Source organism: Bacillus sp. NPDC093026 (assembly GCF_044754665.1).
GTDB lineage: Bacteria > Bacillota > Bacilli > Bacillales > Bacillaceae > Bacillus > Bacillus maqinnsis.
Genome location: NZ_JBIVPN010000001.1, coordinates 475,649 through 500,532 on the forward strand (window position 1 = coordinate 475,649; position 24,884 = coordinate 500,532).

The 24,884-nt window shown below is 39.2% G+C and carries 29 protein-coding genes; 12 read left to right on the forward strand and 17 right to left on the reverse strand.

Annotated features, from left to right (window positions below; all coding sequences use genetic code 11):
- Positions 1 to 14: 14 nt before the first annotated feature.
- Positions 15 to 497 carry a peptidyl-prolyl cis-trans isomerase gene (locus tag ACIQCE_RS02390; protein WP_353855891.1) on the forward strand — a complete coding sequence of 161 codons (483 nt, stop codon included), beginning with the start codon at positions 15 to 17 and terminating at the stop codon, positions 495 to 497.
- A gap of 15 nt (positions 498 to 512) precedes the next feature.
- On the opposite strand, the gene ACIQCE_RS02395 is transcribed toward ACIQCE_RS02390, so the two are convergent.
- A complete protein-coding gene (locus ACIQCE_RS02395; protein ID WP_400493824.1) occupies positions 513 to 1,835 on the reverse strand; it encodes a PhoH family protein in 1,323 nt (440 codons plus the stop codon).
- Positions 1,836 to 1,975: 140 nt separating this feature from the next.
- Between ACIQCE_RS02395 and ACIQCE_RS02400 the strand changes: the two genes are divergently transcribed.
- Complete coding sequence (locus ACIQCE_RS02400; RefSeq protein ID WP_353855892.1) at positions 1,976 to 2,593, forward strand: YhcN/YlaJ family sporulation lipoprotein; 618 nt, start codon at positions 1,976 to 1,978, stop codon at positions 2,591 to 2,593.
- A 99-nt stretch (positions 2,594 to 2,692) separates the two neighbouring features.
- Positions 2,693 to 2,917: a YlaI family protein gene (locus ACIQCE_RS02405; protein WP_400493433.1), complete on the forward strand. Its 225-nt coding sequence runs from the start codon at positions 2,693 to 2,695 to the stop codon at positions 2,915 to 2,917.
- A 29-nt stretch (positions 2,918 to 2,946) separates the two neighbouring features.
- Here ACIQCE_RS02405 and ACIQCE_RS02410 read toward each other — a convergent pair whose 3' ends face one another.
- Both ACIQCE_RS02410 and typA read right to left on the reverse strand, forming a co-directional pair.
- A complete protein-coding gene (locus tag ACIQCE_RS02410) occupies positions 2,947 to 3,228 on the reverse strand; it encodes a YlaH-like family protein (protein ID WP_400493825.1) in 282 nt (93 codons plus the stop codon).
- Positions 3,229 to 3,324: 96 nt separating this feature from the next.
- Positions 3,325 to 5,163, reverse strand: a complete 1,839-nt coding sequence (gene typA / locus ACIQCE_RS02415) for a translational GTPase TypA (protein WP_400493434.1) — start codon at positions 5,161 to 5,163, stop codon at positions 3,325 to 3,327.
- A gap of 112 nt (positions 5,164 to 5,275) precedes the next feature.
- Between typA and ACIQCE_RS02420 the strand changes: the two genes are divergently transcribed.
- Together ACIQCE_RS02420 and ACIQCE_RS02425 are read left to right on the forward strand one after the other, a co-directional pair.
- The gene (locus tag ACIQCE_RS02420) at positions 5,276 to 5,452 is read left to right on the forward strand and encodes a DUF5325 family protein (RefSeq protein ID WP_400493435.1); all 177 of its coding nucleotides are present in this window, start codon (positions 5,276 to 5,278) and stop codon (positions 5,450 to 5,452) included.
- 278 nt (positions 5,453 to 5,730) lie between these two features.
- Positions 5,731 to 6,366 (forward strand): hypothetical protein, encoded by a 636-nt coding sequence (locus ACIQCE_RS02425; protein ID WP_353855896.1) that lies wholly within the window; start codon positions 5,731 to 5,733, stop codon positions 6,364 to 6,366.
- 39 nt (positions 6,367 to 6,405) lie between these two features.
- Here the strand turns inward: ACIQCE_RS02425 and ACIQCE_RS02430 are convergent, their stop codons facing one another.
- The 6 genes from ACIQCE_RS02430 to ACIQCE_RS02455 form a co-directional block, all read right to left on the reverse strand.
- Entirely contained in the window at positions 6,406 to 6,705 is a 300-nt protein-coding gene (locus ACIQCE_RS02430; RefSeq protein ID WP_400493436.1) for an anti-sigma factor family protein, read from the reverse strand.
- Positions 6,702 to 7,220 (reverse strand): RNA polymerase sigma factor, encoded by a 519-nt coding sequence (locus ACIQCE_RS02435; protein WP_400493437.1) that lies wholly within the window; start codon positions 7,218 to 7,220, stop codon positions 6,702 to 6,704. The genes ACIQCE_RS02430 and ACIQCE_RS02435 overlap by 4 nt, the downstream gene beginning before the upstream one ends.
- Positions 7,220 to 7,477: a hypothetical protein gene (locus ACIQCE_RS02440; RefSeq protein WP_400493438.1), complete on the reverse strand. Its 258-nt coding sequence runs from the start codon at positions 7,475 to 7,477 to the stop codon at positions 7,220 to 7,222. The genes ACIQCE_RS02435 and ACIQCE_RS02440 overlap by 1 nt, the downstream gene beginning before the upstream one ends.
- On the reverse strand, positions 7,467 to 9,392 hold the full coding sequence (locus ACIQCE_RS02445) for a hypothetical protein (protein WP_400493439.1): 1,926 nt from the start codon (positions 9,390 to 9,392) through the stop codon (positions 7,467 to 7,469). Before ACIQCE_RS02445 ends, ACIQCE_RS02440 begins: the two co-directional genes overlap by 11 nt.
- Positions 9,393 to 9,503: 111 nt before the next feature.
- On the reverse strand, positions 9,504 to 10,310 hold the full coding sequence (locus ACIQCE_RS02450; RefSeq protein ID WP_400493441.1) for an inositol monophosphatase family protein: 807 nt from the start codon (positions 10,308 to 10,310) through the stop codon (positions 9,504 to 9,506).
- A 132-nt stretch (positions 10,311 to 10,442) separates the two neighbouring features.
- Positions 10,443 to 10,631 (reverse strand): hypothetical protein, encoded by a 189-nt coding sequence (locus ACIQCE_RS02455; RefSeq protein WP_400493442.1) that lies wholly within the window; start codon positions 10,629 to 10,631, stop codon positions 10,443 to 10,445.
- A 289-nt stretch (positions 10,632 to 10,920) separates the two neighbouring features.
- Between ACIQCE_RS02455 and ACIQCE_RS02460 the strand changes: the two genes are divergently transcribed.
- Complete coding sequence (locus ACIQCE_RS02460; protein ID WP_400493444.1) at positions 10,921 to 11,556, forward strand: YktB family protein; 636 nt, start codon at positions 10,921 to 10,923, stop codon at positions 11,554 to 11,556.
- Positions 11,557 to 11,582: 26 nt separating this feature from the next.
- Here the strand turns inward: ACIQCE_RS02460 and ACIQCE_RS02465 are convergent, their stop codons facing one another.
- Entirely contained in the window at positions 11,583 to 11,852 is a 270-nt protein-coding gene (locus ACIQCE_RS02465) for a UPF0223 family protein (protein ID WP_353855904.1), read from the reverse strand.
- Positions 11,853 to 12,045: 193 nt separating this feature from the next.
- Between ACIQCE_RS02465 and ACIQCE_RS02470 the strand changes: the two genes are divergently transcribed.
- Positions 12,046 to 13,518 carry an aminotransferase class I/II-fold pyridoxal phosphate-dependent enzyme gene (locus ACIQCE_RS02470; RefSeq protein WP_400493445.1) on the forward strand — a complete coding sequence of 491 codons (1,473 nt, stop codon included), beginning with the start codon at positions 12,046 to 12,048 and terminating at the stop codon, positions 13,516 to 13,518.
- Between the two features lie 44 nt (positions 13,519 to 13,562).
- Here the strand turns inward: ACIQCE_RS02470 and ACIQCE_RS02475 are convergent, their stop codons facing one another.
- Positions 13,563 to 13,682 (reverse strand): GapA-binding peptide SR1P, encoded by a 120-nt coding sequence (locus tag ACIQCE_RS02475; RefSeq protein WP_400493446.1) that lies wholly within the window; start codon positions 13,680 to 13,682, stop codon positions 13,563 to 13,565.
- A gap of 298 nt (positions 13,683 to 13,980) precedes the next feature.
- Here ACIQCE_RS02475 and ACIQCE_RS02480 point away from each other — a divergent pair, with 298 nt between their 5' ends.
- The gene (locus tag ACIQCE_RS02480; RefSeq protein ID WP_400493447.1) at positions 13,981 to 14,379 is read left to right on the forward strand and encodes a hypothetical protein; all 399 of its coding nucleotides are present in this window, start codon (positions 13,981 to 13,983) and stop codon (positions 14,377 to 14,379) included.
- Positions 14,380 to 14,449: 70 nt separating this feature from the next.
- Here the strand turns inward: ACIQCE_RS02480 and lpdA are convergent, their stop codons facing one another.
- The 5 genes from lpdA to ACIQCE_RS02505 form a co-directional block, all read right to left on the reverse strand.
- Positions 14,450 to 15,862, reverse strand: a complete 1,413-nt coding sequence (gene lpdA, locus ACIQCE_RS02485; protein ID WP_400493448.1) for a dihydrolipoyl dehydrogenase — start codon at positions 15,860 to 15,862, stop codon at positions 14,450 to 14,452.
- Positions 15,863 to 15,866: 4 nt separating this feature from the next.
- Positions 15,867 to 17,198: a dihydrolipoamide acetyltransferase family protein gene (locus ACIQCE_RS02490; RefSeq protein ID WP_353855909.1), complete on the reverse strand. Its 1,332-nt coding sequence runs from the start codon at positions 17,196 to 17,198 to the stop codon at positions 15,867 to 15,869.
- Positions 17,199 to 17,309: 111 nt separating this feature from the next.
- Entirely contained in the window at positions 17,310 to 18,287 is a 978-nt protein-coding gene (pdhB, locus tag ACIQCE_RS02495) for a pyruvate dehydrogenase complex E1 component subunit beta (RefSeq protein WP_400493449.1), read from the reverse strand.
- Positions 18,288 to 18,290: 3 nt separating this feature from the next.
- The gene (pdhA, locus tag ACIQCE_RS02500) at positions 18,291 to 19,406 is read right to left on the reverse strand and encodes a pyruvate dehydrogenase (acetyl-transferring) E1 component subunit alpha (protein WP_400493450.1); all 1,116 of its coding nucleotides are present in this window, start codon (positions 19,404 to 19,406) and stop codon (positions 18,291 to 18,293) included.
- A 408-nt stretch (positions 19,407 to 19,814) separates the two neighbouring features.
- The gene (locus tag ACIQCE_RS02505) at positions 19,815 to 20,483 is read right to left on the reverse strand and encodes a YkyA family protein (protein WP_400493451.1); all 669 of its coding nucleotides are present in this window, start codon (positions 20,481 to 20,483) and stop codon (positions 19,815 to 19,817) included.
- A gap of 234 nt (positions 20,484 to 20,717) precedes the next feature.
- Here ACIQCE_RS02505 and ACIQCE_RS02510 point away from each other — a divergent pair, with 234 nt between their 5' ends.
- Positions 20,718 to 20,888: a YjcZ family sporulation protein gene (locus ACIQCE_RS02510; protein WP_353856565.1), complete on the forward strand. Its 171-nt coding sequence runs from the start codon at positions 20,718 to 20,720 to the stop codon at positions 20,886 to 20,888.
- A 111-nt stretch (positions 20,889 to 20,999) separates the two neighbouring features.
- Positions 21,000 to 21,560: a peptide deformylase gene (def, locus tag ACIQCE_RS02515; RefSeq protein WP_400493452.1), complete on the forward strand. Its 561-nt coding sequence runs from the start codon at positions 21,000 to 21,002 to the stop codon at positions 21,558 to 21,560.
- A 34-nt stretch (positions 21,561 to 21,594) separates the two neighbouring features.
- Here def and ACIQCE_RS02520 read toward each other — a convergent pair whose 3' ends face one another.
- Positions 21,595 to 22,374: a Cof-type HAD-IIB family hydrolase gene (locus ACIQCE_RS02520; RefSeq protein WP_400493453.1), complete on the reverse strand. Its 780-nt coding sequence runs from the start codon at positions 22,372 to 22,374 to the stop codon at positions 21,595 to 21,597.
- Between the two features lie 398 nt (positions 22,375 to 22,772).
- On the opposite strand from ACIQCE_RS02520, the gene ACIQCE_RS02525 reads away from it, so the two are divergent.
- On the forward strand, positions 22,773 to 22,982 hold the full coding sequence (locus ACIQCE_RS02525) for a DNA-dependent RNA polymerase subunit epsilon (protein ID WP_353855915.1): 210 nt from the start codon (positions 22,773 to 22,775) through the stop codon (positions 22,980 to 22,982).
- Between the two features lie 5 nt (positions 22,983 to 22,987).
- On the forward strand, positions 22,988 to 24,655 hold the full coding sequence (gene rnjA / locus ACIQCE_RS02530; RefSeq protein ID WP_353855916.1) for a ribonuclease J1: 1,668 nt from the start codon (positions 22,988 to 22,990) through the stop codon (positions 24,653 to 24,655).
- Positions 24,656 to 24,884: the final 229 nt, after the last annotated feature.

Here is a 24,884-nt window from a genome sequence, read left to right on the forward strand (position 1 = left end):
GGGTTGTCTTTGACATGAGCATTATACAAATTAAGGGGAACGTACGCTACAATATCACCATTGATCCAAGTGTATGGATTTTTGATGACCGCAAGTTTTTAATGGATTCATTTTTTGAGAAAAAGGCAGCGATTGAAACGGATCAGGTAGAAAGTGAACTTGACCAAGAGCGGGTCATAAGAGAAGGACAAACACTTCCACCCACTTTAAAAACAGAGAAAAAGTTTGAAAAAGAAAGGCTGATAACAGGCAGCTTTGGGATGAAACTTGGCGAAATGCTGAAAAATGCAGAACCGCTTGAACAGGCAGAAACGTGTGAATTTGTCACAGAAACTGAGACGGTTGTTGTTCCACTCTCTTCGGCCATGGACAGCATTGCCCACTTTAGCCAGCATGGTAAGCCTATTACAGAAGAAGGACCAATCCACGTCTATTTCGCGGATCAGCCCACATTGCCTCAGCCTATTAAAGGTGTAAAAGAATTAATTATTACATAAGATAAGGGGTCTGGACTATAATAAATCAGCAGCAAGCTGTGCAAGTCCAGACCTTTCTCCTTTGACAAGCTTGACATGTCCCGATATTTGCTGCTCTTTAAAACGCTCAATCACATAGGTGAGACCATTATTGAAGCTGTCTAAATAAGGGTGATCAATCTGCTCAGGATCTCCCATCAGCACAATTTTACTTCCCTCTCCTACTCGTGTTAACAACGTTTTCACCTCATGTTTTGTTAGATTTTGCGCCTCATCAATGATAATAAATTGATCAGGGATACTTCTTCCTCGAATGTATGTCAAAGCTTCCACTTGAATAGAGCCAATCCCAGCTAATATGGCATCCAGTTCACCTGTTTTATTTGTATTAAATAAAAATTCAAGGTTATCATAAATCGGCTGCATCCATGGTCTGAGCTTCTCTTCCTTTTCTCCTGGTAAATACCCTAAATCCTTACCAACTGGAACGATCGAGCGTGCCACTATTAATTTTTTATACAAACCCAGATCCTCTGTTTGCATGAGCCCGGCAGCAAGTGCAAGCAATGTTTTGCCCGTACCTGCCTTTCCAATAAGCGTCACAAGCGGAATATCACGACGCAAGAGTAATTCTAGCGCCATCGTCTGCTGTACGTTTTTCGGGCGGATTCCCCAAACATACTCTTGATCATAAATGAGCCGCTTGATGTGACCTGCTTTTTGATCAAGCATTCCTAAAGCAGATCCGCCTTCATTCCCCTTCATAATGACAAATTGATGAGGATTTAATGGATCATTTGTTACCTCTTTCACTTGTAATTGATTCTGTTGATAAAATGTATTTAATAGCTCAGTGGGAATATATAACTCGTTATAGCCATTATCAATGTCTTCATCTTGAAGCACTCGATCACTTAAGAAATCCTCTGCTTGTAGTCCAATGGCATCAGCTTTCACACGCACAAGGACATCCTTACTCACCAAAATGACCGGCCTGCCATGAGGCTTTGTCGCTTCTTCTAAACTTAAATTTTTCGCTACAGCCAAAATCCGATTATCATTTGTTTTTTCGATAAAAATTTCCTGCAGTTCATGGAAAGAGCGATGATTCAATTCAATTCGCAGCGTTCCTTTTGACTCTAGTGTAATTTTCTCATGAAGTTTCCCTTTTGATCGCAAGCCGTCAATCAGGCGTGAGACACGCCGAGCATTTTGCCCTACCTCGTCCATATATCTTTTTTTCGAATCTACTTCTTCTAACACAACGGCCGGAATCACGACCTCATTGTCCTCAAATGAAAAGATTGAATTCGGATCCTGTAATAACACATTTGTGTCTAATACATAAATTTTACTCAGGTCCTTCGCCTCCTGATCGGGGTTTCTTTCATCCTTGTCTTTCCCAAAACGATTGTTAAAATATATGTTTTCATGAATAAAGTTAGAAGGTTAATTCAACAATAAAATAAATCATGCAGTTTGTGAAGGAGGAAATACAAATGCGTCTGTTTTTTAAACTCTTGATGATTCAGACCATCTTTTTATTAGGCGCTTGTCAGCAGCAGGAAAAGCACGAGACTGGCGCTGGGCAAGAAGGACGCGAGCGCTTGGTTCGGGTATCAGATTCATCAAAGAAAACAACCGATCACGCCCGCTCATCGACAGATGTAGCACAACATCTCGTGAACGTGACAGAGCATGTAGCAGATGTAAAAGATGCAACTGCCGTTGTCATAGGCCGCTATGCTGTCGTTGGAATTGATGTAAAAGATGATTTAGATCGAAGTAAGGTAGAAACCATTAAATATTCGGTAGCTAAAGCGCTGAAAAATGATCCTGAAGGTGCCAATGCTGTCGTTGTCGCTGACCCTGATACAGTCAGCAGATTAAAACAAATGGGCAAAGAAATACAAAAAGGACGTCCTGTAAGCGGTATTATGGATGAGCTTGCTGCTATTGTCGGACGCGTTATGCCAGAGATGCCTCATAATGAAATCGATCGTAGCGAAACAGACCCAACAAACGATGCTAATCATCAGCTCAAGCAAAACGATCAAAAGCAATTAGAAAAAAACCAAAACGATCAATCAAACCATCATATGAATCATAAGAAATAATGAAAACGGCTTATACCTCCTGTGATATAAGCCGTTTTCGATGTTAATTCAAGTCAGTGATAAAACGTGCTATAATAAGGACAATGGAGTGAGGTGAAAATGGTGAGAGTGAAATGCTCGTTATGTGAAACGCTTGAAACAATTGATGACGATACATTGGTTGCTAAACGGTTAAGAAATCGACCGATTCATACATATATGTGCGATGATTGCCATGAAAGAATTAAAATAAAGACTGAAGATCGCATTAAAACTGGCAGATTCTCTCTTTATCAAGATCCTGCGACAAAAGAGAAAAAGAAGAAAAAAGAACGAAAAACATAAAAAAAGACCTGACATATCATCAGGTCTTTTTACGTATTCATCGTTCCCTCTTTTCTCGCACGATGCAGCCGTATTTTATAAATAATCAAAATGGTAGCTGCCACAACAAGACCTTCCGCCACTGGCAAAAAGATCCCTAGAAATGTAAGAAACGTACATCCAAAAATTAAAAACAGATAAATAATGATTGCTTTTAATATCGGTAAACGTCTTGCAAAGCCGAGCTTAAAAACAATAATCGCTAAAACAAGGACAGTGCCATAAAGGAGCCACATCCCTGTTTGTGGATTTTCATCGACACGATACAACATGGCGAAAAAAGATAAATGCTCACTTACTTCCTGTTCATTCAAAAAGATTCCCTCCCCTTATATTTCAGGGTTCTATCTTTTTATTTCTTCATGGAATTAAGATAATCCTGCTAGCTTTTTCTTCTTCGCTGCTTTCTCACGTTCGTTTTTATCTAAAATTTTCTTTCTTAGACGAATAGATTTAGGTGTGACTTCACAATATTCGTCATCATTTAAATACTCAAGAGATTCCTCAAGTGACATAATACGTGGTTTTTTCATACTCACAGTTTGATCTTTTGTTGCTGAGCGGATGTTTGTTTGTTGTTTCATACGGCTAATGTTTACAACAAGGTCATTCTCACGGTTATGCTCACCGACAATCATTCCTTGATATACTTCCGTACCCGGTTCAACAAAGATCACACCACGTTCTTCTACCCCTTGGATTCCATAAGCTGTCGCTTTACCTGTTTCCATAGAAACAAGTACACCTTGACGGCGTCCACCAACTTGACCAGACTGCATTGGCTGGTAGCTATCAAAAGTATGGTTAAGAATACCAAAACCACGCGTTAATGAGAGAAATTCAGTTGAATATCCGATTAAACCACGTGATGGAACATGAAAGATCAGGCGAACTTGACCGTTACCATTATTAATCATGTCAATCATTTCACCTTTTCTTGCGCCCATTGATTCCATAACAGAACCAGTATGCTCTTCTGGAACATCAATTTGAACACGCTCAACAGGCTCACATCGAACACCATCAATTTCTTTTACAATAACTTCTGGTTTCGATACTTGTAATTCGAAACCTTCACGTCTCATATTCTCAATCAGAATAGATAAGTGAAGCTCTCCACGTCCAGAAACAATCCATGCATCAGGTGAATCAGTAGGATCAACACGAAGACTCACATCTGTTTGAAGTTGCTGCTTTAGACGCTCTTCAATTTTACGTGATGTCACATATTTCCCTTCACGCCCTGCAAACGGACTGTTATTCACGACAAACGTCATTTGAAGTGTTGGCTCATCAATACGAAGGATTGGAAGTGCCTCTTGGTGTTCTACTGGACAAACTGTTTCACCAACGTTAATGTCTTCCATACCAGATACGGCAACAAGATCTCCAGCTTTCGCTTCGTTGATTTCAACTCGTTTTAGACCTTGGAAACCAAAAATCTTGGTTACACGGAATTGTTTGACACTGCCATCAACTTTCATCAGTGCCACTTGCTGACCTACCTGCATCGTTCCTCTAAATACACGACCGATCCCAATTCTTCCAACATAATCATTGTAATCAAGTAGTGCGACTTGGAATTGAAGCGGTTCTTCATGGTTGTCAATTGGACTTGGAATATGGTTAACAATCGCTTCAAATAAAGCTTCCATGTTTTCATCTTGCTTGCTCGCATCATGACTTGCTGTACCATTGATTGCTGATGCATACACAACTGGGAATTCAAGCTGTTCTTCAGTCGCATCCAATTCAATAAACAGGTCAATGACTTCATCCACAACTTCATTAGGACGAGCAAAGTCACGGTCAATTTTATTGACGACAACAATTGGTGTTAAGTTTTGCTCAAGTGCTTTTTTTAGCACAAATCGTGTTTGAGGCATACAGCCTTCATAAGCATCCACAACTAGAAGTACACCATCTACCATTTTCATGATACGCTCAACTTCACCACCGAAATCGGCGTGTCCAGGTGTATCTAAAATATTAATGCGTGTATCTTTATAATGGATCGCAGTATTTTTAGCTAAAATTGTAATACCGCGCTCTCGCTCTAAATCATTTGAGTCCATGGCTCTTTCAGCGATATTTTCATTCGCTCGGAAAGTACCGGCTTGATGGAGCAATTGGTCAACAAGCGTCGTTTTACCATGGTCAACGTGGGCAATAATTGCGATGTTGCGAAGGTCTTTTCGAAGTTTCACATTTTCATCTCCTAAAATAAATAGATAACTTTCATATTATATCACAATCCCCTTTAAAAGCCGATTGTTTTTCTGTAAACTGATATTAACTCTATAAAAAGGATGGAGACAAATGAAACGAATCAAATGGCTTCTATTATTATGTGCATTTCTTGCAGTGGTCAGTATGGCGTTTATTGGAGTATCTGTAGCTGAAAAAAGCATACTCGGAACAATTATCAGTATTGTTTTCGTCATGATTTTCATGGGTACAGGATTTACATTAAAAAGAAAATTAAACGTATCATAAAAAATTTTTGCAAGCCTTCTGCATTTTACACAGTAGAAGGCTTTTTATTTTGAACAATTCCAAGACCATCAACCTATGAATTGCCCAGTTTCTAGTTTGAACTTAAGCAATGGGTTAGGCCAACATAAGCAATATGCCCCTCTTTGCGATTCGACAAGAACGTTTATAGTTCTCCAAAATCAAACACAATGTTACATTTACCCTATTCTTCCATGAAGTTTCTCATGGTATGCTGTTCTTGCAACAAAAATTTAACAGAAAAGGGAGAGAAAAGAAGCATGAAGAAGTTATTGAGCAAATCGCTCAGCTCTGTTGTATTTTTCGCTTTAGCCATCATTCTTACTTTCACAACAGTAGCTCCTGGGCAAGCCAAAGCTGCAACCTTCAAAGGGATTCCTTTTGAGCAGCAAGAAATCATTAAGAATTTATTGGAGAAAAACGGGCGTGTCATCAACATCCTCATCAATTCATTTGTTGTGGAAGATAACAGCTACACATTTGATGTGAAGAAAGCTGTTGAGCTTGGTCTTACAGAGGAAGAAGCTGCAACTGCTGAAAAATTCTTAGATCGTGCAGCTGTTCTAACAATCGTTTTCAGTGAAAGCATCACTAAAAACGATAAAGGAAAGTTAGCATTTGACGCAAAGAAAGCTGTTGAGCTTGGTCTTACTAAAGAAGAAGCTGAAAAATTTGAAAAACTTTTCAAATCAGTAATCAGAATTGTTGATCTTGCAGGAGATGCACTTGTTCTAGACAAAAAAGGGAATGTCGTGATTGATTCTAAAATTGCAAAAGGTCTTGGGTTCAGCTCTACTGAATTACTTGTGATCAACCAATTGCTAAAGAAAATCCCTCAAGAGCAACTTAAAACTTTCTATGATGCAATTCAAATTGCTAAAGAAAAATTAAGCTAAGCTCTAAAACCCCATCTGGACGAACCAGATGGGGTTGTTTTATTTGAACCAATAGAGGATGACCATGACAACGTATACTATACCAAACGCTATGCATGCTCTGAGTAAAAGTTTTCCGAAATAACGTTCTTTAAATTTTCTTTTTTCTTCATTTTCATCCATATATGGTATTGGATCTCCTGACATCTTTATAAGTGGTATAGGCTCTATCATTTCTCGATAAAGATGACTGCATATTTCACACGAACGTAAGTGCTCCTCGACTATTTTTTTTGTCTCTGCACTACAATCCCCTTCTATATAAAGTGGCAGCAGTTCTTTGATAAGATAACAGCTCATTTATTGAACTCCTCACAATGTAACATTCGTTTCAGTTCTAATCTTGCTCGATGAAGGGTTGTTTTTACTTTAGATAACTTCCAATTCAGAATTTCAGCCACTTCTTCATAAGATAATTCCTGTATTTCTCTTAAAATGAGCACATCCCTGTAAGTATCCTTCAACTGATTGATATTGGTCCACAGCCTTTGAATGTCAGCTTGTTTTTCTATGTGATCTTCTGGTGTGGTGAAAGACTGTTGCTCTATCTGATCAAAATCTTCTACATCTGTAAAAGAGCGCTTCACTTTTCGTCGATAGTCATTTACAAATGTGTGATATGCAATGGTATAAAGCCACGTTTTTACACTAGAATGTCCTTTAAATGAAGATAACCCATGCAGTGCCTTAATAAATACGTCCTGTGACAAGTCCTTTGCCGTTTCAATATTTCCTGTACGGCGATATAAGTATTTAGTAATTTCCTGATAATGTTCTTCATATATTTTTTCAATCTGATGAGTTGATTTGGCCATTAAAAATAAAACCACACAGTCATCCAAATGGATAATAAAATAAAACAGGTGTATAGCATATACATGAAAACTTTCATATGTCTCAACTGGTTATAATCATTCTCAATCAGTTCTTTAGACTGCTCATTTTCCGCCAAAGAATGCTGATACTGTTCCTCATGAATTTTCATCCAATTCGCAGCCTCTTCTTCTAATTCCCCTTCCTGATACAACTCATATAAGTCTTGAAAGATTGCTTGTTTCTCTTTATCTGTCAAAACGGTGCACCTCTTTTGTTCGTCCATTTACTTCATATATTTCATGCTCATTTGCTCCGAATGTTTGTATAATGACAAACCACGAAATTCTCATTTCCCCTTCTTTATTGATCATTCTCACAGGTTTTATTTGTTTTTTATAGATCATATAAGGGTTATATCTTTTTAACACCTGTTGATAGATCAAATCACGTTCGTGATTTGAAATCATATGTGGAAGGGATGATTCTGATTGCCAACTTAACCTAATTTCGCTAGCTTCTTTTGTCATATTTAAAGCGGAAGATGAATGATCAAAGAAATACTTCGTATGATTTTCTGAACCTGATTTTTTGACAACCTCTGACGGTTGTCTCCCCATAAGAGTTATCAAATCATCATCACTGATTTTTTCTTTTCTCTGATTGAGGGTCGCTTTAGACAGTTGTATTTCAACCAGTTCTTTTGTTGAACCATTAAATTGAAAAACAGATTGGTCTGCTGCTTTCACTTTCACCAGATGGTTCCAATCAAAGTAAAAATCATCAATACTCGTGATTTGATATGCAGGTGGATGAAGTTTGAGCTGATCATAGATGTTGTTTATTTTTTTTGCAATATCTTTCTCTGTTATCTTAATACGGTCTAAATCTTTTAAACGGAAGATTGAGTTAGTGTATTGTGCTTGTAGAAGTGTCTCTCCTTCCCATGTCGCATCCGCTAAACTCTCATGCTCATCATCAGGCATTTTCGACTGAAGCGAAATGGTCGTCTCTCTTTCGCCTTTTTCAATTTCGACATGAATACGATCCAAATCAATGGTTCGTCCACTTCTTTCAAAGAATTCGATCGTTCTTTTCTTATATTCTTTATCGGTTAAAACCTTTCCCTTTGCATGTCCTTGATAAGAATAGCTTTTTAATTCGCCTGTAAAAGCGGAAATATTGACTTCATATTCATCATCAACAAACAAGTAATGATATTCAATCGGCTGATCACTAGCCTTTACGTGTAATTGATGATTAGCAGGCACAAATTTCATTGCGAGTTCTTTCGCACTTTTTGCAGATAGAGGGTGATCATCATCCGAGAAAGTATCGGTGATTTCCGTTTTGGTAATTTGAAACAATGCATGGGGCACGTTCATGATTGGATTGAGTAATAGCATAAAAAAAACTGCAATGCTTCCTATCATCAACTGTCTCCATCTCACCTTGTTTTTTAATAAAACATCTAATAAATAAATGGTCATAAAACTTCCTGCTGCTGCCACAATAATGACGATCGATTTCAGCGAGGATTGAAGTTGATACTTCGAGATCGAAGGGTAAAAAATATACAGCAATGCAGCTAAGATAAGACCATAGAACAGGAGCATATCCTTCCTTTTCTGATGCCAAAACAAACGGAAGAAAAGAAACAGGAGCGATATCGTAAAACCACACATGAGAGCGATTCCAATAAGGTCTCTCCCCACCAGTCCGACATCACCACTATCATAAAAACGTTTGATCTCAGCTAAGACGATAAACACCGTTTGAAATAAGGGCAACAGTAAAACAGATAAATCAAAGGTGAAAAACAAGCCTTTATTTTTTAGAAAAGAAAGCGAAATCACATAATAAAGTGATGCAAGCAGAACATAACCATAAATCAAAAATTGCATAAAACTTGTTAACACTTCAAATGTTTCAACGGTATAATCCCTAGCATTGACTTGGTGAATCATTTCGAGTGTCATTCCGCTTAATAGAACAACTCTCAATGCGATTCCCGCATAAAACAGATAACTGTTTTTATTGCCTTTACACAAGGGAATCGTTACATACAGGACAAAAAGTCCAAGAACACACCACTGGATGATCTTCATACTGTACTCATTTAAAATAAAGTATCTTTCAAAATGGAGAGATAAATCGCTAAACAAATCAAACATCTATACACAATCCTTTGCATGAAATTAAGGCCTCGTTCGTATAGACATTTGTCTTACCAAAAAGTTTCATCAAAAACAAGAAATCACTTCATCCTCATGAAGTGATTGTCGTTACTTTTTATGTTTGCTTCCTTTTATGTAGTCTTGCAAGATTTTTTCACAGATGGATTTGTTCCCTGCAACGATACTGTTTTTGTCTAGGAAGGTGAGCGGTTCTCCGTGAATGTTTGAGTAAACAGCTCCTACCTCATCAAGCAATACGCAGCCGGCTGCATAATCCCATGGCGAAAGCCTCATGGTCACGTAAGCGTCACTTCTGCCACTTGCAATATAAGCGAGTTCAAGGGCAGCTGATCCAATGGTCCTTGTTCCTCTGACATCACGCACGAGTCGAGCAAACGGTTTTGCATCGAAATACGGACTTTCAATGACCCATGTTGGATTAATGCCAACAATCGCTTTTTCTATGGCTACTTCCTTTAGTCGCGGTAGCGCTATATCATTCATATACGCCCCTTTTCCTTTGACTGCATGGTATAGCTCGTCATGAATGACATCATAAATAAGACCGATTTTTCCGATTCCATTTTCAAATATCCCAATTGAAATGGCGAAATTCCGTTTTTGATGGACAAAGTTCATCGTTCCATCAATCGGATCAATGATCCAGACAATCCCATCAAGGGAAGTTACCTGTTCCCCTTGGCCCTCTTCCCCTAAGATGTGATGGTCTGTAAATGTCGACTGAATTTTTTCAATGAAAAAACGTTCTGTTTCTTTATCAATATTTGTGACAAGATCATTTGGATTTGATTTTGTTTCAATAGATAAACCTTCCTGCATGGATACTTTCATGCGATTTCCCGCTTCTTTTACCCAGAGCTTTGCAAGACGGTCAATTTCCACCCAGTTTGTCATCAGCCTGAAAACCTCTTTTCTATGTATAACCTGTTTATATTAGCATACTGATTTTATGTACGTAAAAGCAAGAAAAATGCAGCTTCATACAAAAACGAACCGCTGAATTGGTTCGTTTTTACCTCACTTGTTCTACCCTTGAAGCTGTTCCCATTCTTTTCTTAGGCGCTCAAGCTTTCGTTTGCTTCGTTCAATTTGGATGTCATCTTTTTGCTCGATGGCTTCATGAAGCGTAGAAAGCTCATAATCAACCTCTAATCTCCACACAACAATGCGATTCTTCTTCTCCTGTCTATACCCATGCTTCACGATTTGCTTCATTGGTCAACGCCCCTTCCAGAGAATGATTCATTCCTTGCCAGTTTTCATTTATGAAAGATTCAATTGATAAGAGAAACGGTTCTTGCTTATATCGTATGAAGAGATCGCATAACTGTAACGACATTCTAAAAATTGTGTCTTTACCTATTTCTTATGTACCACTAAATTGATGGTTTCAAACGCTAAATCGCTTCAGCAGTAACTCTTTCTCTTCATGGTGCATCTTTTTTTTGAGCTTGACCTAAGCTATGATAAAATATGATCAGCGAAAATAAACAGGAGGCTTAACATGAGTGAGATGCGTTTTAAAGATGAAGATTTTGAAACATTCACAGTTGACGGTTTAGATGAACGAATGACCGTATTAAAGGAAAGAGTCCGTCCAAAGCTTGAGGCACTTGGCGAACACTTCGCACCGCTCCTTTCTTCTGTTACAGGTGATGAGATGTTTGTCCATGTAGCAAAACATGCAAGAAGATCGGTGAACCCGCCAAATGATACGTGGGTAGCCTTCGCAAACAGCAAACGTGGCTATAAAAAACTCCCTCATTTTCAAATTGGACTTTGGAAAACCCATGTATTTGTTTGGTTTGCGCTTATATACGAATCTCCTGTCAAAGGTGAGTATGGTCAGTTATTTGAAAAAGAGCTAGATACCATTCAAAAGAAAATTCCGCAAGATTTTGTTTGGTCTAAAGATCATATGAAACCAGACGTACTGCGCCACAGCGAGCTTGATGCTGAAGGGCTGAAAACATTATTTCAACGTGTGCAAACAGTAAAAAGAGCCGAACTCCTTTGCGGTATCCAGCTACCTAGAGAGGAAGTCGTTCAAATGAATAATGAAGCATTTTTATCAAAAATTGAAGAAGCCTTCCATACTTTAGCATTTCTTTATCGCTTCACCCATAAAGAATCTGTATAAAAAACGAGCCAGAATTGGCTCGTTTTTTACATACGTATGATGGCTGTTTCTTCTGCTTCCTTCGCCTTTTTTACTGTGCGGTAAGAGGAATAACCACTTCCCTTTTCAAAAGCTGCACAATACGTCTTTTCCTCTGATTTTGATGGCACAACCTCTTTAAACCGCTTATAAGCATTTAACAGCTCCTGTTTCGCTACCCCTTTTTCATATGCTTTTTCAATCGCTTGGAAAAACGAAATGACAGCAATTTTTTCCTCTGTTGTCCATTCGATATCCATTGGATATTGATATTCCATTTACTCTTCCCTCACTTTAACATGACTCTTTTCATTTGAACTTCTATTATAGCATCACATCTACAAGATACTGCTTGATTTTTATACTTTACATTCCGAACAGTTCATAATATAATTCTTTTGTTTTATGCAATGAAATCTGCTACTTAACGGCATAATAACAGCAGGTATTTCGATGAAGGTGGGAAAGCAATTGTCACAACATGATACACCCTTATACACTGGCCTCAAAAAACATGCTTCAACAAATCCAGTACAATTTCACATTCCAGGCCATAAAAAAGGAGCCGGAATGGACCCTGAATTTCGAGCATTTATTGGAGACAATGCGCTAAGTATTGACCTCATTAATATAGAGCCTCTCGATGATTTGCATTCTCCTCGAGGGATAATAAAAGAAGCACAGGAATTAGCAGCCGAAGCATTCGGTGCAGACCATACTTTTTTCTCCATTCAAGGAACAAGCGGCGCCATTATGACAATGGTAATGACCGTCTGCGGACCTGGTGATAAAATCATTGTTCCGCGTAACGTCCATAAATCAATTATGTCAGCGATTGTATTCTCTGGTGCAATTCCCATTTTTATTCATCCAGAAATCGACAAAGAGCTTGGCATTTCACACGGCATTACGCCAGCTTCAGCACAAAAAGCACTCACTGAACATCCAGATGCAAAAGGACTGCTTGTAATTAACCCGACGTACTTTGGCATCTCAGCTGACTTAAAAACAATTGTTGAGATTGCCCATTCATTTGGTGTGCCGGTCCTTGTTGATGAAGCGCACGGCGTACACATTCATTTTCACGATGAGCTGCCACTCTCTGCGATGCAAGCAGGAGCCGATATGGCAGCAACAAGTGTTCATAAACTAGGAGGTTCTCTCACACAAAGCTCTATTTTAAATATGAAGGAAGGACTTGTTTCAAAAGACCGTGTCCAATCTATTTTGAGCATGCTTACAACAACGTCCACTTCTTATTTGCTTTTAGCATCACTGGATGTCGCCAGAAAACGATTAGCCACCGAAGGAAAAGCACTTGCGGATAAAGCGATTCGTTTAGCTGAAACTGCCAGAAATCGTTTGAATCAAATTGATGGAATTACCTGTATCGGTCAAGAGATATTAGATTCGGCTTCGACTTACGATTATGACCCAACCAAATTAATTATCTCCATTAAAGACCTTGGGCTGAATGGTCATGATGTTGAAAAATGGTTGAGAGAAAGCTATCGTATTGAAGTGGAGCTCTCTGACCTTTACAACATTTTATGTATCGTGACACCTGGTGATTCTGAAGAAACCATTGATACCCTTGTGTCTGCTATGGAAGAGATTGCAGCTACATCTGCACGTGATGACGGGAAACACGCCGTTACGGAAGTGCTATTACCTGAAATCCCATCACTTGCTATGACCCCGCGCGATGCTTTTTACGCCACAACTGAAGTGATTCCATTCAAACAAGCTGCTGGTCGTATTATTGCAGAGTTTGTCATGGTGTACCCGCCTGGTATTCCGATTTTTATCCCAGGCGAGATCATTACAGAAGAAAATATTTCGTATATCTTTAAAAATATTGAAATTGGTCTACCTGTTCAAGGACCTGAAGATTCTACGTTAGAAATGATTCGAGTCATTAAAGAACAAAAACCAATTTTATAAAAAGAAAGCATGCTGCCCCAGAACGGAGCTGCATGCTTTTTTATTTATTCAGAGGCTTCATCACAGCAATGACAGTGACCACAAGTTCCGTAAAGTGTCGTCACTTTTTCATTCTCAAACTGATCAATGGTTTCATTGCAATCCTGACAAACAATTGTACCCACCGTACATTCCCCTTTTCTTCAATCATAGTTTGAAAGCGTTTAATCTATTTCATATCTCTATAATATGGTGTCACATTTAAGTTGTCAACGGTTAATTGTATAGCACATTTAATCTATTTTTATTAAAACATGTTTTTTCCTTGTCAAATTGAGTGAACGTTTCAATTGTATTTTGCTTCATATCAATTCTGTAACAATTGGATAACAATCGAAAATTGTCAAAAAGGACATGATAAACTAAAGTGACTAACAGGGAATCACTCCTAAATATGTTGGTACAACCCCAAAGGATTTTGAGGTGAATAGATTGAATGATTTGCGGACCATTCTCATGATATTTCCCATGCTCTTTGTACTTAGCTCATGCTCTTTTGCGTATATCATACCGAATAAGACAGAGCAAGTCAGTCATATTCAAAAGCCGAGAGTTCTATTTTTTACCGATGCAGAAAATCTTGATAAAGAGAGTCCTTATTATGATGCGGTACTCGATTTAAAGAATGAATACCCAAAGGAAATGTCGAAGATGATTGTGAAAGAAGATCGAAAAGGCTGGAAAAATGAAGTAGACGAACTACCAGCTATTTTGCTTGTGAACAATGAAAAAGTGATCGTGAAGATCGAAGGAGATGTCCGAAGTAAAGAGGATATCTTGTCACCCTTATGTCATGCATTAGACAGCGTGAACACCAATTAAATTGGCTGATCTTGCTCCTTATATATTCATATGAAAAAACCCCTCACGATATGAGGGGTTTTTGTGTTCTTTATTTTACAATATGGATTGGGCTTCCAATTGCTACTTCAGCCGTTTCCATTGTGATTTCACCAAGGGTTGGGTGAGCATGAATCGTCATTGCGATATCTTCAGCAGTCACACCAGCTTCGATTGCAAGGCTAAGCTCTGAAATCATATCAGAAGCACCGACACCAGCGATTTGTGCACCGATGACTAGACCGTCTTCTTTACGAGTGATCATTTTCATGAAGCCATCAGTTGCATCAAGAGAAAGTGCACGTCCGTTTGCTGCAAATGGGAATTTTGCTGCAACGATCTCAATGCCTTCTTCTTTTGCTTTTGCTTCAGTGTAACCAACAGTTGCAAGCTCTGGCTCAGAGAATACAACAGCAGGAATACCAAGGTAATCAATTTCAGCTGGCTCTCCAGCGATTGCTTCTGCTGCAATTTTACCTTCATAAGAAGCTTTGTGTGCAAGTGGTGGACCTTCAACGATGTCACCAATTGCGTAAATATTTGGTACGTTTGTGCGGCATTGTTTGTCCGTTTTGACAAGTCCGCGGTCTGTCAATTCAACACCTGCTTGCTCTAGACCAAGCTCATCTGTATTTGGACGACGACCTACCGTTACAAGAACGTAGTCAGCGTCAACTGTTTTTTCTTCGCCTTTTACTTCGAATGTAACAGTTACGCCATCAGATTTTTCTTCAACGCCTTTTGCAAGAGCGTTTGTATGAATTTCAACGTTTCCTTTTTTCTTAAGGTTACGTTTTACTAAAGAACTCATTTGCTTTTCAAAACCTGGAAGGATTTCGTCTCCACCTTCAAGGATCACAACTTCTGTTCCAAAGTTTGCATAAGCTGTTCCAAGCTCAGTCCCGATGTAACCGCCACCGATGACAACTAACTTTTTAGGTATTTCTTTAAGCGCAAGAGCACCAGTTGAGTTAATCACGCGCTCAGTGTATTTAAATGCAGGCAATTCAATTGGACGAGATCCAGTTGCAATGATTGCATTTTTGAAAGTGTAAGTCTGTGCTGAGTTTTCATCCATCACACGTACAGAGTTGCTGTCTACGAAATAAGCTTCACCTTTGACGATGTCCACTTTATTTCCTTTAAGAAGACCTTGAACTCCACCTGTTAATTTGCCCACAACAGAAGCTTTCCACTCTTGAACTTTTGTGAAGTCAACTGTTACGTTTTCGGCTTTAATACCCATGTCTTCAGAATGCTTTGCATTTTCAAAACGATGACCAGCATTAATTAATGCTTTTGAAGGAATACAACCGACGTTTAGACATACACCGCCAAGCGTTCCTTTTTCAACAATTGTTACTTTTTGCCCAAGTTGTGCAGCACGAATAGCAGCTACATATCCACCAGGACCTGCACCGATGACAAGAGTATCTGTTTCGATTGGGAAATCTCCTACTACCATGATATTACGCCTCCATTAAAATTAATTGTGGATCATTCAATAAACGCTTGATGTGGTTAAGGGCATTTTGCGCAGTAGCTCCATCAATCATACGATGGTCAAAGCTTAGGGAAAGAGCTAAGACTGGAGCTGCAACGATTTCGCCATCACGTACAATCGCTTTTTCAGCGATACGGCCAATTCCAAGGATTGCTACTTCTGGGTGATTAATTACTGGCGTAAACCATTGTCCACCAGCAGAACCGATGTTTGTGATGGTGCAAGATGCACCTTTCATTTCAGCAGGAGCCAATTTACCTTCACGTGCTTTTGTTGCAAGCTCATTAATTTCATTAGATACTTCAAAAATCGCTTTGCGATCAGTATTTTTCACAACTGGAACAAGCAAGCCTTTTTCAGTATCTGCTGCAATTCCGATGTTGTAGTAATGCTTTTGAACAACTTCATCCGTTTTATCATCAATAGAAGTATTCAATACTGGGTATTTCTTCAGTGCAGAAGTAAGAGCTTTTACAACGTAAGGCAAGTAAGTTAACTTGATTCCTTGATCAGCTGCAACTTGTTTGAATTGTTTACGGTGTGCAACAAGGTTTGTTACGTCAACTTCATCCATTAATGTAACGTGTGGAGCTGTATGCTTAGAGTTCACCATTGCTTTGGCGATTGCTTTGCGGATTCCGCTCATTTTTTCACGAGTTTCTGGGAATTCTCCTTCAAGAACTGGAGCTGCTGCCGCTTTTGGAGCTTCTTCTTTCGTGCTTTCAGCTACTTGAGGCGCTGCATCTTGGCTTACAGAACCACCATTTAAGAAGTTGTCGATATCTTCTTTTAGCACGCGGCCATTTTTACCAGTACCTGCAACTTTGTAAATTTCAACGCCTTTTTCACGTGCATATTTACGTACAGATGGCATAGCGATGACACGCTTGTTTGGATCAGCATCCACTTGCTCTTGGACGCCTGCGCCAGTTGCTGCAGCATCAGCTTGTGCAACTTCTTTTTTCTCTGGTTCATGACCAGATTCAGCAGTACCTTGTACTTGAGCTTCAGTTTTTGCTTCGCCTTCTTCGCTGCCTTTAAATTGAAGATTTTCATAACCAGGTGCATCAAACGTAATAATTGTTTGTCCTACAGTTGCAACTGTTCCCTCTTCAACTTTTAATTCTAATACTTTTCCTTTTACAGGTGAAGGAATTTCTACAACTGCTTTATCGTTTTGTACCTCTGCTAAAACATCATCTTCATTTACTTCATCATTTGGTTTTACAAACCACTTAACGATCTCACCTTCGTGGATACCTTCTCCGATGTCCGGAAGTTTAAATTCAAATGCCACTATTTTCGCCTCCTAGATTTTGTTGAACCCTTGTTGTGTATTGATTACACGATTATCATGCAATTGATAAAGGGGAAGAGAAATAAATTCTTTTCCCCCTCTGTCATTTAATTAAAATTCAAGAACTTTCTTAGCTGTTTCAAGCACGTCTTTATGGTTTGGTAGCCATACGCTCTCAGCTTGAGAGAAAGCAAAGACTGTATCAGGTGCAGCTACACGAAGTACTGGTGCTTCTAGACTAAGAATTGCTCTATCATTGATTTCAGCTACTACGTTTGCAGCAATACCGGCTTGCTTTTGAGCTTCTTGAACAACGATTGCGCGGCCTGTTTTTTCTACAGATGCGATAATTGTTTCAATATCAAGCGGGCTTACTGTACGAAGGTCGATCACTTCAGCAGAAACGCCTTCTTTTTCAAGTTCTTCAGCAGCTTTAAGTGATTCGTGAACCATTGCACCATAAGTAATGATTGAAAGGTCAGTACCTTCACGTTTCACGTCCGCTTTACCGATTTCAATTGTGTACTCTTCTTCAGGAACTTCCTGACGGAAAGAGCGATAAAGTTTCATATGCTCAAGGAAGACAACTGGATCGTTGTCGCGAATTGCAGAGATAAGCAGTCCTTTTGCATCGTAAGGTGTTGAAGGAATTACAACCTTGAGTCCAGGCTGCTGTGCTACAAGACCTTCTAAACTATCAGCGTGAAGCTCAGGCGTATGGACCCCTCCGCCGAATGGAGAACGAATTGTCACTGGAGAATGCCAGCGTCCACCAGAACGGTAACGCATACGAGCCATTTGTCCAGAAATAGAATCTAAAACTTCGTAAACGAATCCGAAGAATTGAATTTCCATTACTGGGCGGAATTCTTGTAGTCCAAGGCCAATTGCAAGACCGCCAATACCAGATTCAGCAAGTGGAGTATCGAAAACACGATCCTCACCAAACTCTTTTTGCAATCCTTCAGTCGCACGGAATACGCCGCCGTTTACACCAACGTCTTCTCCGAAAACGAGAACGTTTTCGTCATTTTTCAGTTCTGTGCGTAACGCATCAGTGATCGCTTGAATCATTGTCATTTGCACCATGGCTTACTTCGACTCCTTCTGTTTGTAAATTTCAAGCTGTTCAACTAGGTTATATGGTTGAACTTCGTACATGTTTGCAATCAAGTCAGTTACTTTTTGCTTAGGCTGTTCGTCAGCTTCTTTGATTGCTTGTTTGATTTGTTCTTTCGCATCTTCGATGACTTTATTCTCTTCTTCCTCAGACCATAAGCCCTTGTTTTCCAAGAATTTGCGGAAGCGTACCAATGGATCTTTTTGCTCCCACTCGTTTTCATCTTCTTTTGTACGATATCTTGTTGGATCGTCACCAGCCATTGTATGCGGGCCGTAACGGAATGTAAGAGTTTCAATTAATGTTGGACCTTCACCGTTTACAGCACGTTCACGAGCTTCAGCAGTCGCTGCATATACAGCTAATGGATCCATACCGTCAACTTGTACTCCAACGATACCAGCTGCAACTGCTTTTTGTGCAATCGTTTGAGCTGCAGATTGTTTTTCAACAGGAGTTGAAATCGCATATCTATTGTTTTGGACAACAAAAATCGCTGGCGCTTTATAAGCCCCTGCAAAGTTGATACCTTCGTAGAAATCGCCTTGTGAAGCTCCGCCATCACCAGTGTAAGTGATTGCAACAGCTTTTTTACCGCGCTTTTTCAAACCAAGTGCTACACCAGCAGCTTGGATGATTTGTGCACCGATAATGATTTGTGGAGAAAGTGCATTCACATCTTCAGGCATTTGGTTCCCAACAAAGTGTCCGCGAGAGAACAAGAATGCTTTCGTCAGCGGAAGACCGTGCCAAATTAATTGTGGTACATCACGATATCCTGGAAGAATGAAATCTTCTTTTTCAAGTGCAAAGTGAGTTGCAAGCTGAGAAGCTTCTTGTCCGGCTGTTGGCGCATAGAAGCCAAGACGTCCTTGACGGTTCAATGAAATTGAACGTTGATCTAATACTCGTGTAAACACCATACGGCGCATTAATTCTTTTAATTGGTCATCTGAAAGATTCGGCATTGCCGCTTCGTTTACGATTTCGCCTTTTTCGTTTAAAATTTGAAACGTTTCAAACTGCTTTTTGATGGCATCAAATTGCTTTTTTGGATCAACAATTGCTTTTTTTGTTTTTGCAGCCATTCTAAAGTCACCTCTTCCTTTCTTTTAACAGTCAATTTGTCGTGAATCCATTTATACATACAGATATAGGATAACCCAAAATACTCATATAACTCCTGTATATCATAGTCACTAACATTCTTGTCGAAACATAGGTTGTTGGAATATATTTGAGTCCTTCTAACTGTATTAACGATAGTTCACAAAAAACTAATACAACTTCTGTTAACAAGGTTTAGTTTACAACAAGAAAAATAGTCCGTCAATTGATTTAACGGCTTTATTTAAATAAATGTATTCGCTTTACTTTTTCATGAGACCTGTATCCATCTGTTTCACAAGTAACATAAACTGTACTAGTATAGAATATACTACTGTACTACAATAGCAAATGATTGTTTTTGTCGAAAAATAAAAAAGAGCTGTTGTTCAACTCTTTTTAGACTTTTGATCTACTGCTTTGTATAAAGCTTGTTTATGTTCATTCAATTGATCTGTATATTGATTGAACTTCTTACTTTCTTTTCTGACTTTGCTGTACGTTCGATTCACTGTCTTAAGCTTTGATTTCAGCTCCTGATAACCTAAGTCTTTCCTTTTTAATGTGCGATACAAATTTTGATCTTGTTTTAAAGCCTTTTGATATTCACGGTATAGCTGTTCATAAGATGCATATCGCTTTTCCATAGATGACACTGTTTTGTTTGCTTTTTCTCTTACCGCCGCATCTTTTATCCGTACGGCGGATTCCTTTACGGATTGAAATTCTTGTTTCGATTGATCCATGCTGTCTTTTTCCGTTTTTAATTGTTCTGCTCGCTTATTCGCAGAAGCTAACGCCTGATCAGATAGGCTGGAAACAGTTTTAGGTTGATCTTTCTTTGTTTGAATCATTTTGGTGTATAGCTGCTGCTCTTTTTTTTCATAGCTTTGCAGATTGCCTTGCGCTGTTTGGAAGGCTTTTTCTTTCTCACTCATTTTCGTCATGGCCTCTTGCATGTCATGTAGCGGACTTTGACCTCCGCATCCAGCAAGTAAAAGGGTGCATATCCCCGCTAAAGTAGCACTTGCTTTCATGCTTCTTATCATATGTCTCATCACAAGGTCCCCCTTTAAGTCTCCAAATACCACTATAATTTTAATAGACGTTTGTGACAAGGAGAGAAGGTTCCTTTTTTATGTTGAAGAAGATTTTTTTCAAGCGATAGGCTCATGACTATACAAATAGTGCATTCATACATAGTGTATATTACACGCTTCGCCTTCACTTCTGAGAGGCCGAGTGTATTTTCAAAGGAGGTCAAAAGTATGTCTAATTATAGTCATGGAAGTATGTATGGTGGATACGGCGGTTATGGATACGGCGGTGGCTGTTGTTATCCAAGTTATGGTGGTGGATACGGCGGTTATGGATACGGTGGTGGACGTACATTCGCCTTAATCGTTGTCCTCTTCATCCTATTGATCATCGTAGGTGCAGCATTCCTAGGCGGCGGATGCTAATGGCTGCAAAGCCTCTGACCGGTCTCATATGACCGGTCTTCTTTATTTCATTGCATATGTTGTGCATCATTTTATATACTTTACATACAAAAGAAATAGGAGTGAAGTTTTGTGATTACCATGGATGATATCGTACGAGACGGGCATCCCGTCTTAAGAAAAAAAGCTGAATCGGTTGAACTTCCACCGACAGAGGAAGAAAAACAGCAATTAGCTGACATGATTGAGTTCGTCAAAAACAGTCAGAATGAAGCAATTGCAGAAAAATATGGACTAAGACCTGGCGTTGGTCTAGCAGCTCCCCAAATCAACATTAGCAAACGAATGATTGCCGTTCACTGTGAAGATGAAAACGGAAATGTATACAGCTATGCCTTATTCAATCCGCGTATCGTAAGTCATTCAGTGAAAAGAGCATATTTAGTAGCTGGGGAAGGCTGCTTGTCTGTTGACGAAGCAATACCTGGATTTGTCCCACGCTATGAAAAAATTAGGGTCAAGGCAACAACTCTTGAAGGTGAAGACATTGTTATCCGTTTAAAAGGGTTTCCTGCCATCGTCTTTCAGCATGAAATTGACCACTTAAATGGCATCATGTTTTACGATCATATTCAAAAGGATCATCCATTTGCCGAGCCAGAAAATGCTGTTGCCATCGGCAGGTCATCATAAAAAAGAAGACCCCGCTATGTATGGGTCTTCTTTTTTATGAATCAATGAGCCCTAAATGGGTCAGTGCATGCAAAATGCCGTCCTCGTCAACTGGCTTTGTGATAAAATCAGCAAGTGTTTTCAGTTCGCTGACCGCATTACCCATTGCGACTCCTGTTCCAACAAACTCAATCATTTCTCTGTCGTTTAACCCATCTCCAAATGCAACCGTATCTTTTATATCATAAGGAAGCCTTTCAATCACTCTTTTTATTCCTTCTGCTTTTGAGCCGCCTTTTGGCAAAACATCTGTTGATAGCTCATGCCATCTCACAAGATCAATTTCTTCGCGGAATTTCTCATACTCCCTCTCTTCTTCAGCTTTACAGAAAAGAAGCATTTGGTAAATTTCATTTTCTTTAAAGAAAGACAAATCATGCTCTGGATGCTCTGTTTTCAGTGTTCCAATGCCTTCGTGGATAAACGGATGGTTCGGCACAGAAGCCTTCATCGTTTCCTCCCCCATAAAAACAAGTGGGTGGCCATGCTGATCGGCCGTTTCGTAAATTTGCTCCATCAGGTCCTGTTTGAGCGGATTGCGGTAAATCACTTTCCCTTCAAACATGACATATTGACCGTTATAAGCAACAAATGAGTCGAGCGCTAATTCTTCTAAAATCGGTTTTATAAGAAAAGGCGAACGGCCGGATGCAATGAATAAATGGTGTCCTTTTTCTTTTAATAAACCAACGGCGTGCTTCGTTGATTCAGGTATTTGTTTATCATGATCGTACAACGTACCATCAATATCAAAGAAGATCACTTTTTTATTCATATCTCGTCTCCTGTCCCTTGTTTGTGATATATTCTCTCCTCTTCATCATACAGAAAGATATCCGCTGAGCAAACCACTTCCTCTTCAATCGCCTATTTCCCACATATAACCATGTAACATTCAATGGAAACATCATATAATACAAGTATAAAGAGAGATCGGAAAAGTTTGTCTGCCATGATGATAAATCGAAAGGAGGCGATCTGCGATGCTTCGTCGTCTGCGCAAGAAAATACGAAGACAATGGAAGGACATGCTTCGTAAAAAATCAATTGCTTAAAAGGGATCTTCCGCTCATTTGCTGAAGGTCCTTTTTTCTCAGATACTTTCTTTATGCGCATTTTTTTAATATAATAGAATAAGCGAGTGTAACATACGGTATTTAAGGAGAGATTTGGATGATATATAAGGTATTTTTTCAGGCAAGTACGACTGAGGTACCTGTAAGAGAGCACACAGATTCACTATACGTTGAAGCGGTTTCTGAAAGAGACGTACGCAATAAGTTAAAAAAACATAACTACAATATTGAATTCATTCAGCCTGTAGAGGGTGCTTTTTTAGACTATGAACGAGAAAGTGAAAATTTTAAAGTATTGGAGCTATGAGAGGAATGAAATTTGTAAAAAACGATCAGGCGGCAGTTTTTGCGCTCGGCGGTTTAGGCGAGATCGGTAAAAACACGTATGGCGTTCAATTTCAAGATGAAATCATTTTAATTGATGCAGGTATTAAATTCCCTGAAGATGAACTGCTTGGAATTGATTACGTCATCCCTGACTATACGTATTTAGTTAAAAACGAAGATAAGATCAAAGGTCTTTTCATTACACATGGCCATGAAGACCACATTGGTGGTATTCCTTACCTTCTCAAACAAGTGAATATTCCAGTTTACGGAGGCAAACTCGCAATCGGCCTTCTTCGTAACAAATTGGAAGAACATGGTCTATTAAGACAAACAAAACTTCACATTTTTGAAGAAGAGGATATCATTAAATTCAGAAAAACATCTGTTTCTTTCTTTAGAACGACTCACAGTATTCCAGATTCCTATGGAATTGTAGTCAAGACACCTCCTGGAAACATCGTACATACAGGTGATTTCAAGTTTGACTTTACCCCTGTCGGTGAACCTGCTAATTTGACAAAAATGGCTGAAATCGGGAAAGAAGGCGTACTTTGTCTTCTATCTGACAGTACAAACAGTGAAATCCCAGAATTTACGATGTCTGAAAGACGCGTAGGTGAAAGTATTGATGATATCTTCAGAAAAGTAGATGGGCGTATCATATTTGCTACATTTGCCTCAAACATTCACAGACTGCAGCAGATGATTGAATCTGCTGTCGCAAATGGTCGAAAAGTAGCTGTGTTTGGTCGTAGCATGGAGTCTGCAATTGATATTGGACAAGACCTTGGCTATATCAAATGTCCAAAAAATACGTTCATTGAACATAATGAAATCAACCGACTTCCAGCAAACAAAGTAACCATTCTTTGTACCGGAAGCCAAGGTGAACCGATGGCAGCTCTTTCTAGAATTGCAAACGGTACGCACCGCCAGATTTCCATTAATCCTGGAGACACAGTTGTTTTCTCGTCTTCACCAATTCCAGGTAACAATATTAGCGTAAGCCGTATAATTAACCAGCTTTATCGAGCTGGAGCTGAGGTTATTCATGGCTCACTGAATAATATTCATACATCTGGTCATGGCGGACAAGAAGAACAAAAACTGATGCTCCGTTTAATTAAACCAAAATTCTTCATGCCGATTCACGGTGAATATCGGATGCAAAAAACGCATATTAAACTTGCGAATGATTGCGGAATTCCAGAAGAAAACTGCTTTATCATGGATAATGGTGAAGTCCTTGCGCTAAAAGGTGACGAAGCCAGTATCGCTGGCAAAATCCCATCAGGCAACGTGTATATCGACGGAAGCGGCATTGGTGATATCGGAAACATCGTATTAAGAGACCGCCGCATTCTTTCAGAAGAAGGCCTTGTCATTGTTGTTGTCAGCATGGACATGAAAGAATTCAAAATCTCTGCTGGACCTGATCTAATTTCAAGAGGCTTTGTATACATGAGAGAATCTGGTGATTTAATTAATGATGCACAGGATTTGATTTCAAAGCATCTTGAAAAAGTGATGGAACGCAAGACGACGCAATGGTCAGAAATTAAGAACGAAATTACTGACACGCTTGCACCATTCCTTTACGAAAAAACAAGACGACGCCCAATGATCTTGCCGATTATTATGGAAGTTTAATGACAAAGGGCTAAAGATAAAAACAAACTAAGCCCTTTGTCATCTTCTCAGCGTGAATGGAAAACCCTTGAAGTCTAGGAAGACACGAGTACTGGAGCGAATGAAACATTCATGAGCACCAGCACGCAGATCTGACAAACGAATGCGAGGGTTTGTCTATACGCTGAAAGAGACACGCCCAACAGGCTGTGTCTCTTTTTTTATATCTCACAAAAAGCCGCATGTTTAC

Excerpts from the sequence above, each read along its gene's own strand:
- ACIQCE_RS02465 (WP_353855904.1), bottom strand. The coding sequence starts at position 11,852 with ATGGAATATCAATATCCAATGGATATCGAATGGACAACAGAGGAAAAA.
- ACIQCE_RS02400 (WP_353855892.1), top strand. The coding sequence starts at position 1,976 with ATGCGTCTGTTTTTTAAACTCTTGATGATTCAGACCATCTTTTTATTA.
- ACIQCE_RS02445 (WP_400493439.1), bottom strand. The coding sequence starts at position 9,392 with ATGTTTGATTTGTTTAGCGATTTATCTCTCCATTTTGAAAGATACTTT.
- ACIQCE_RS02450 (WP_400493441.1), bottom strand. The coding sequence starts at position 10,310 with ATGACAAACTGGGTGGAAATTGACCGTCTTGCAAAGCTCTGGGTAAAA.
- ACIQCE_RS02405 (WP_400493433.1), top strand. The coding sequence starts at position 2,693 with ATGGTGAGAGTGAAATGCTCGTTATGTGAAACGCTTGAAACAATTGAT.
- lpdA (WP_400493448.1), bottom strand. The coding sequence starts at position 15,862 with ATGGTAGTAGGAGATTTCCCAATCGAAACAGATACTCTTGTCATCGGT.
- ACIQCE_RS02425 (WP_353855896.1), top strand. The coding sequence starts at position 5,731 with ATGAAGAAGTTATTGAGCAAATCGCTCAGCTCTGTTGTATTTTTCGCT.
- rnjA (WP_353855916.1), top strand. The coding sequence starts at position 22,988 with ATGAAATTTGTAAAAAACGATCAGGCGGCAGTTTTTGCGCTCGGCGGT.
- ACIQCE_RS02525 (WP_353855915.1), top strand. The coding sequence starts at position 22,773 with ATGATATATAAGGTATTTTTTCAGGCAAGTACGACTGAGGTACCTGTA.
- ACIQCE_RS02455 (WP_400493442.1), bottom strand. The coding sequence starts at position 10,631 with ATGAAGCAAATCGTGAAGCATGGGTATAGACAGGAGAAGAAGAATCGC.
- ACIQCE_RS02390 (WP_353855891.1), top strand. The coding sequence starts at position 15 with ATGAGCATTATACAAATTAAGGGGAACGTACGCTACAATATCACCATT.
- ACIQCE_RS02510 (WP_353856565.1), top strand. The coding sequence starts at position 20,718 with ATGTATGGTGGATACGGCGGTTATGGATACGGCGGTGGCTGTTGTTAT.
- pdhA (WP_400493450.1), bottom strand. The coding sequence starts at position 19,406 with ATGGCTGCAAAAACAAAAAAAGCAATTGTTGATCCAAAAAAGCAATTT.
- ACIQCE_RS02520 (WP_400493453.1), bottom strand. The coding sequence starts at position 22,374 with ATGAATAAAAAAGTGATCTTCTTTGATATTGATGGTACGTTGTACGAT.
- ACIQCE_RS02460 (WP_400493444.1), top strand. The coding sequence starts at position 10,921 with ATGAGTGAGATGCGTTTTAAAGATGAAGATTTTGAAACATTCACAGTT.
- pdhB (WP_400493449.1), bottom strand. The coding sequence starts at position 18,287 with ATGGTGCAAATGACAATGATTCAAGCGATCACTGATGCGTTACGCACA.
- ACIQCE_RS02410 (WP_400493825.1), bottom strand. The coding sequence starts at position 3,228 with ATGTTGTATCGTGTCGATGAAAATCCACAAACAGGGATGTGGCTCCTT.
- ACIQCE_RS02420 (WP_400493435.1), top strand. The coding sequence starts at position 5,276 with ATGAAACGAATCAAATGGCTTCTATTATTATGTGCATTTCTTGCAGTG.
- ACIQCE_RS02430 (WP_400493436.1), bottom strand. The coding sequence starts at position 6,705 with ATGAGCTGTTATCTTATCAAAGAACTGCTGCCACTTTATATAGAAGGG.
- ACIQCE_RS02435 (WP_400493437.1), bottom strand. The coding sequence starts at position 7,220 with ATGGCCAAATCAACTCATCAGATTGAAAAAATATATGAAGAACATTAT.
- ACIQCE_RS02505 (WP_400493451.1), bottom strand. The coding sequence starts at position 20,483 with ATGAGACATATGATAAGAAGCATGAAAGCAAGTGCTACTTTAGCGGGG.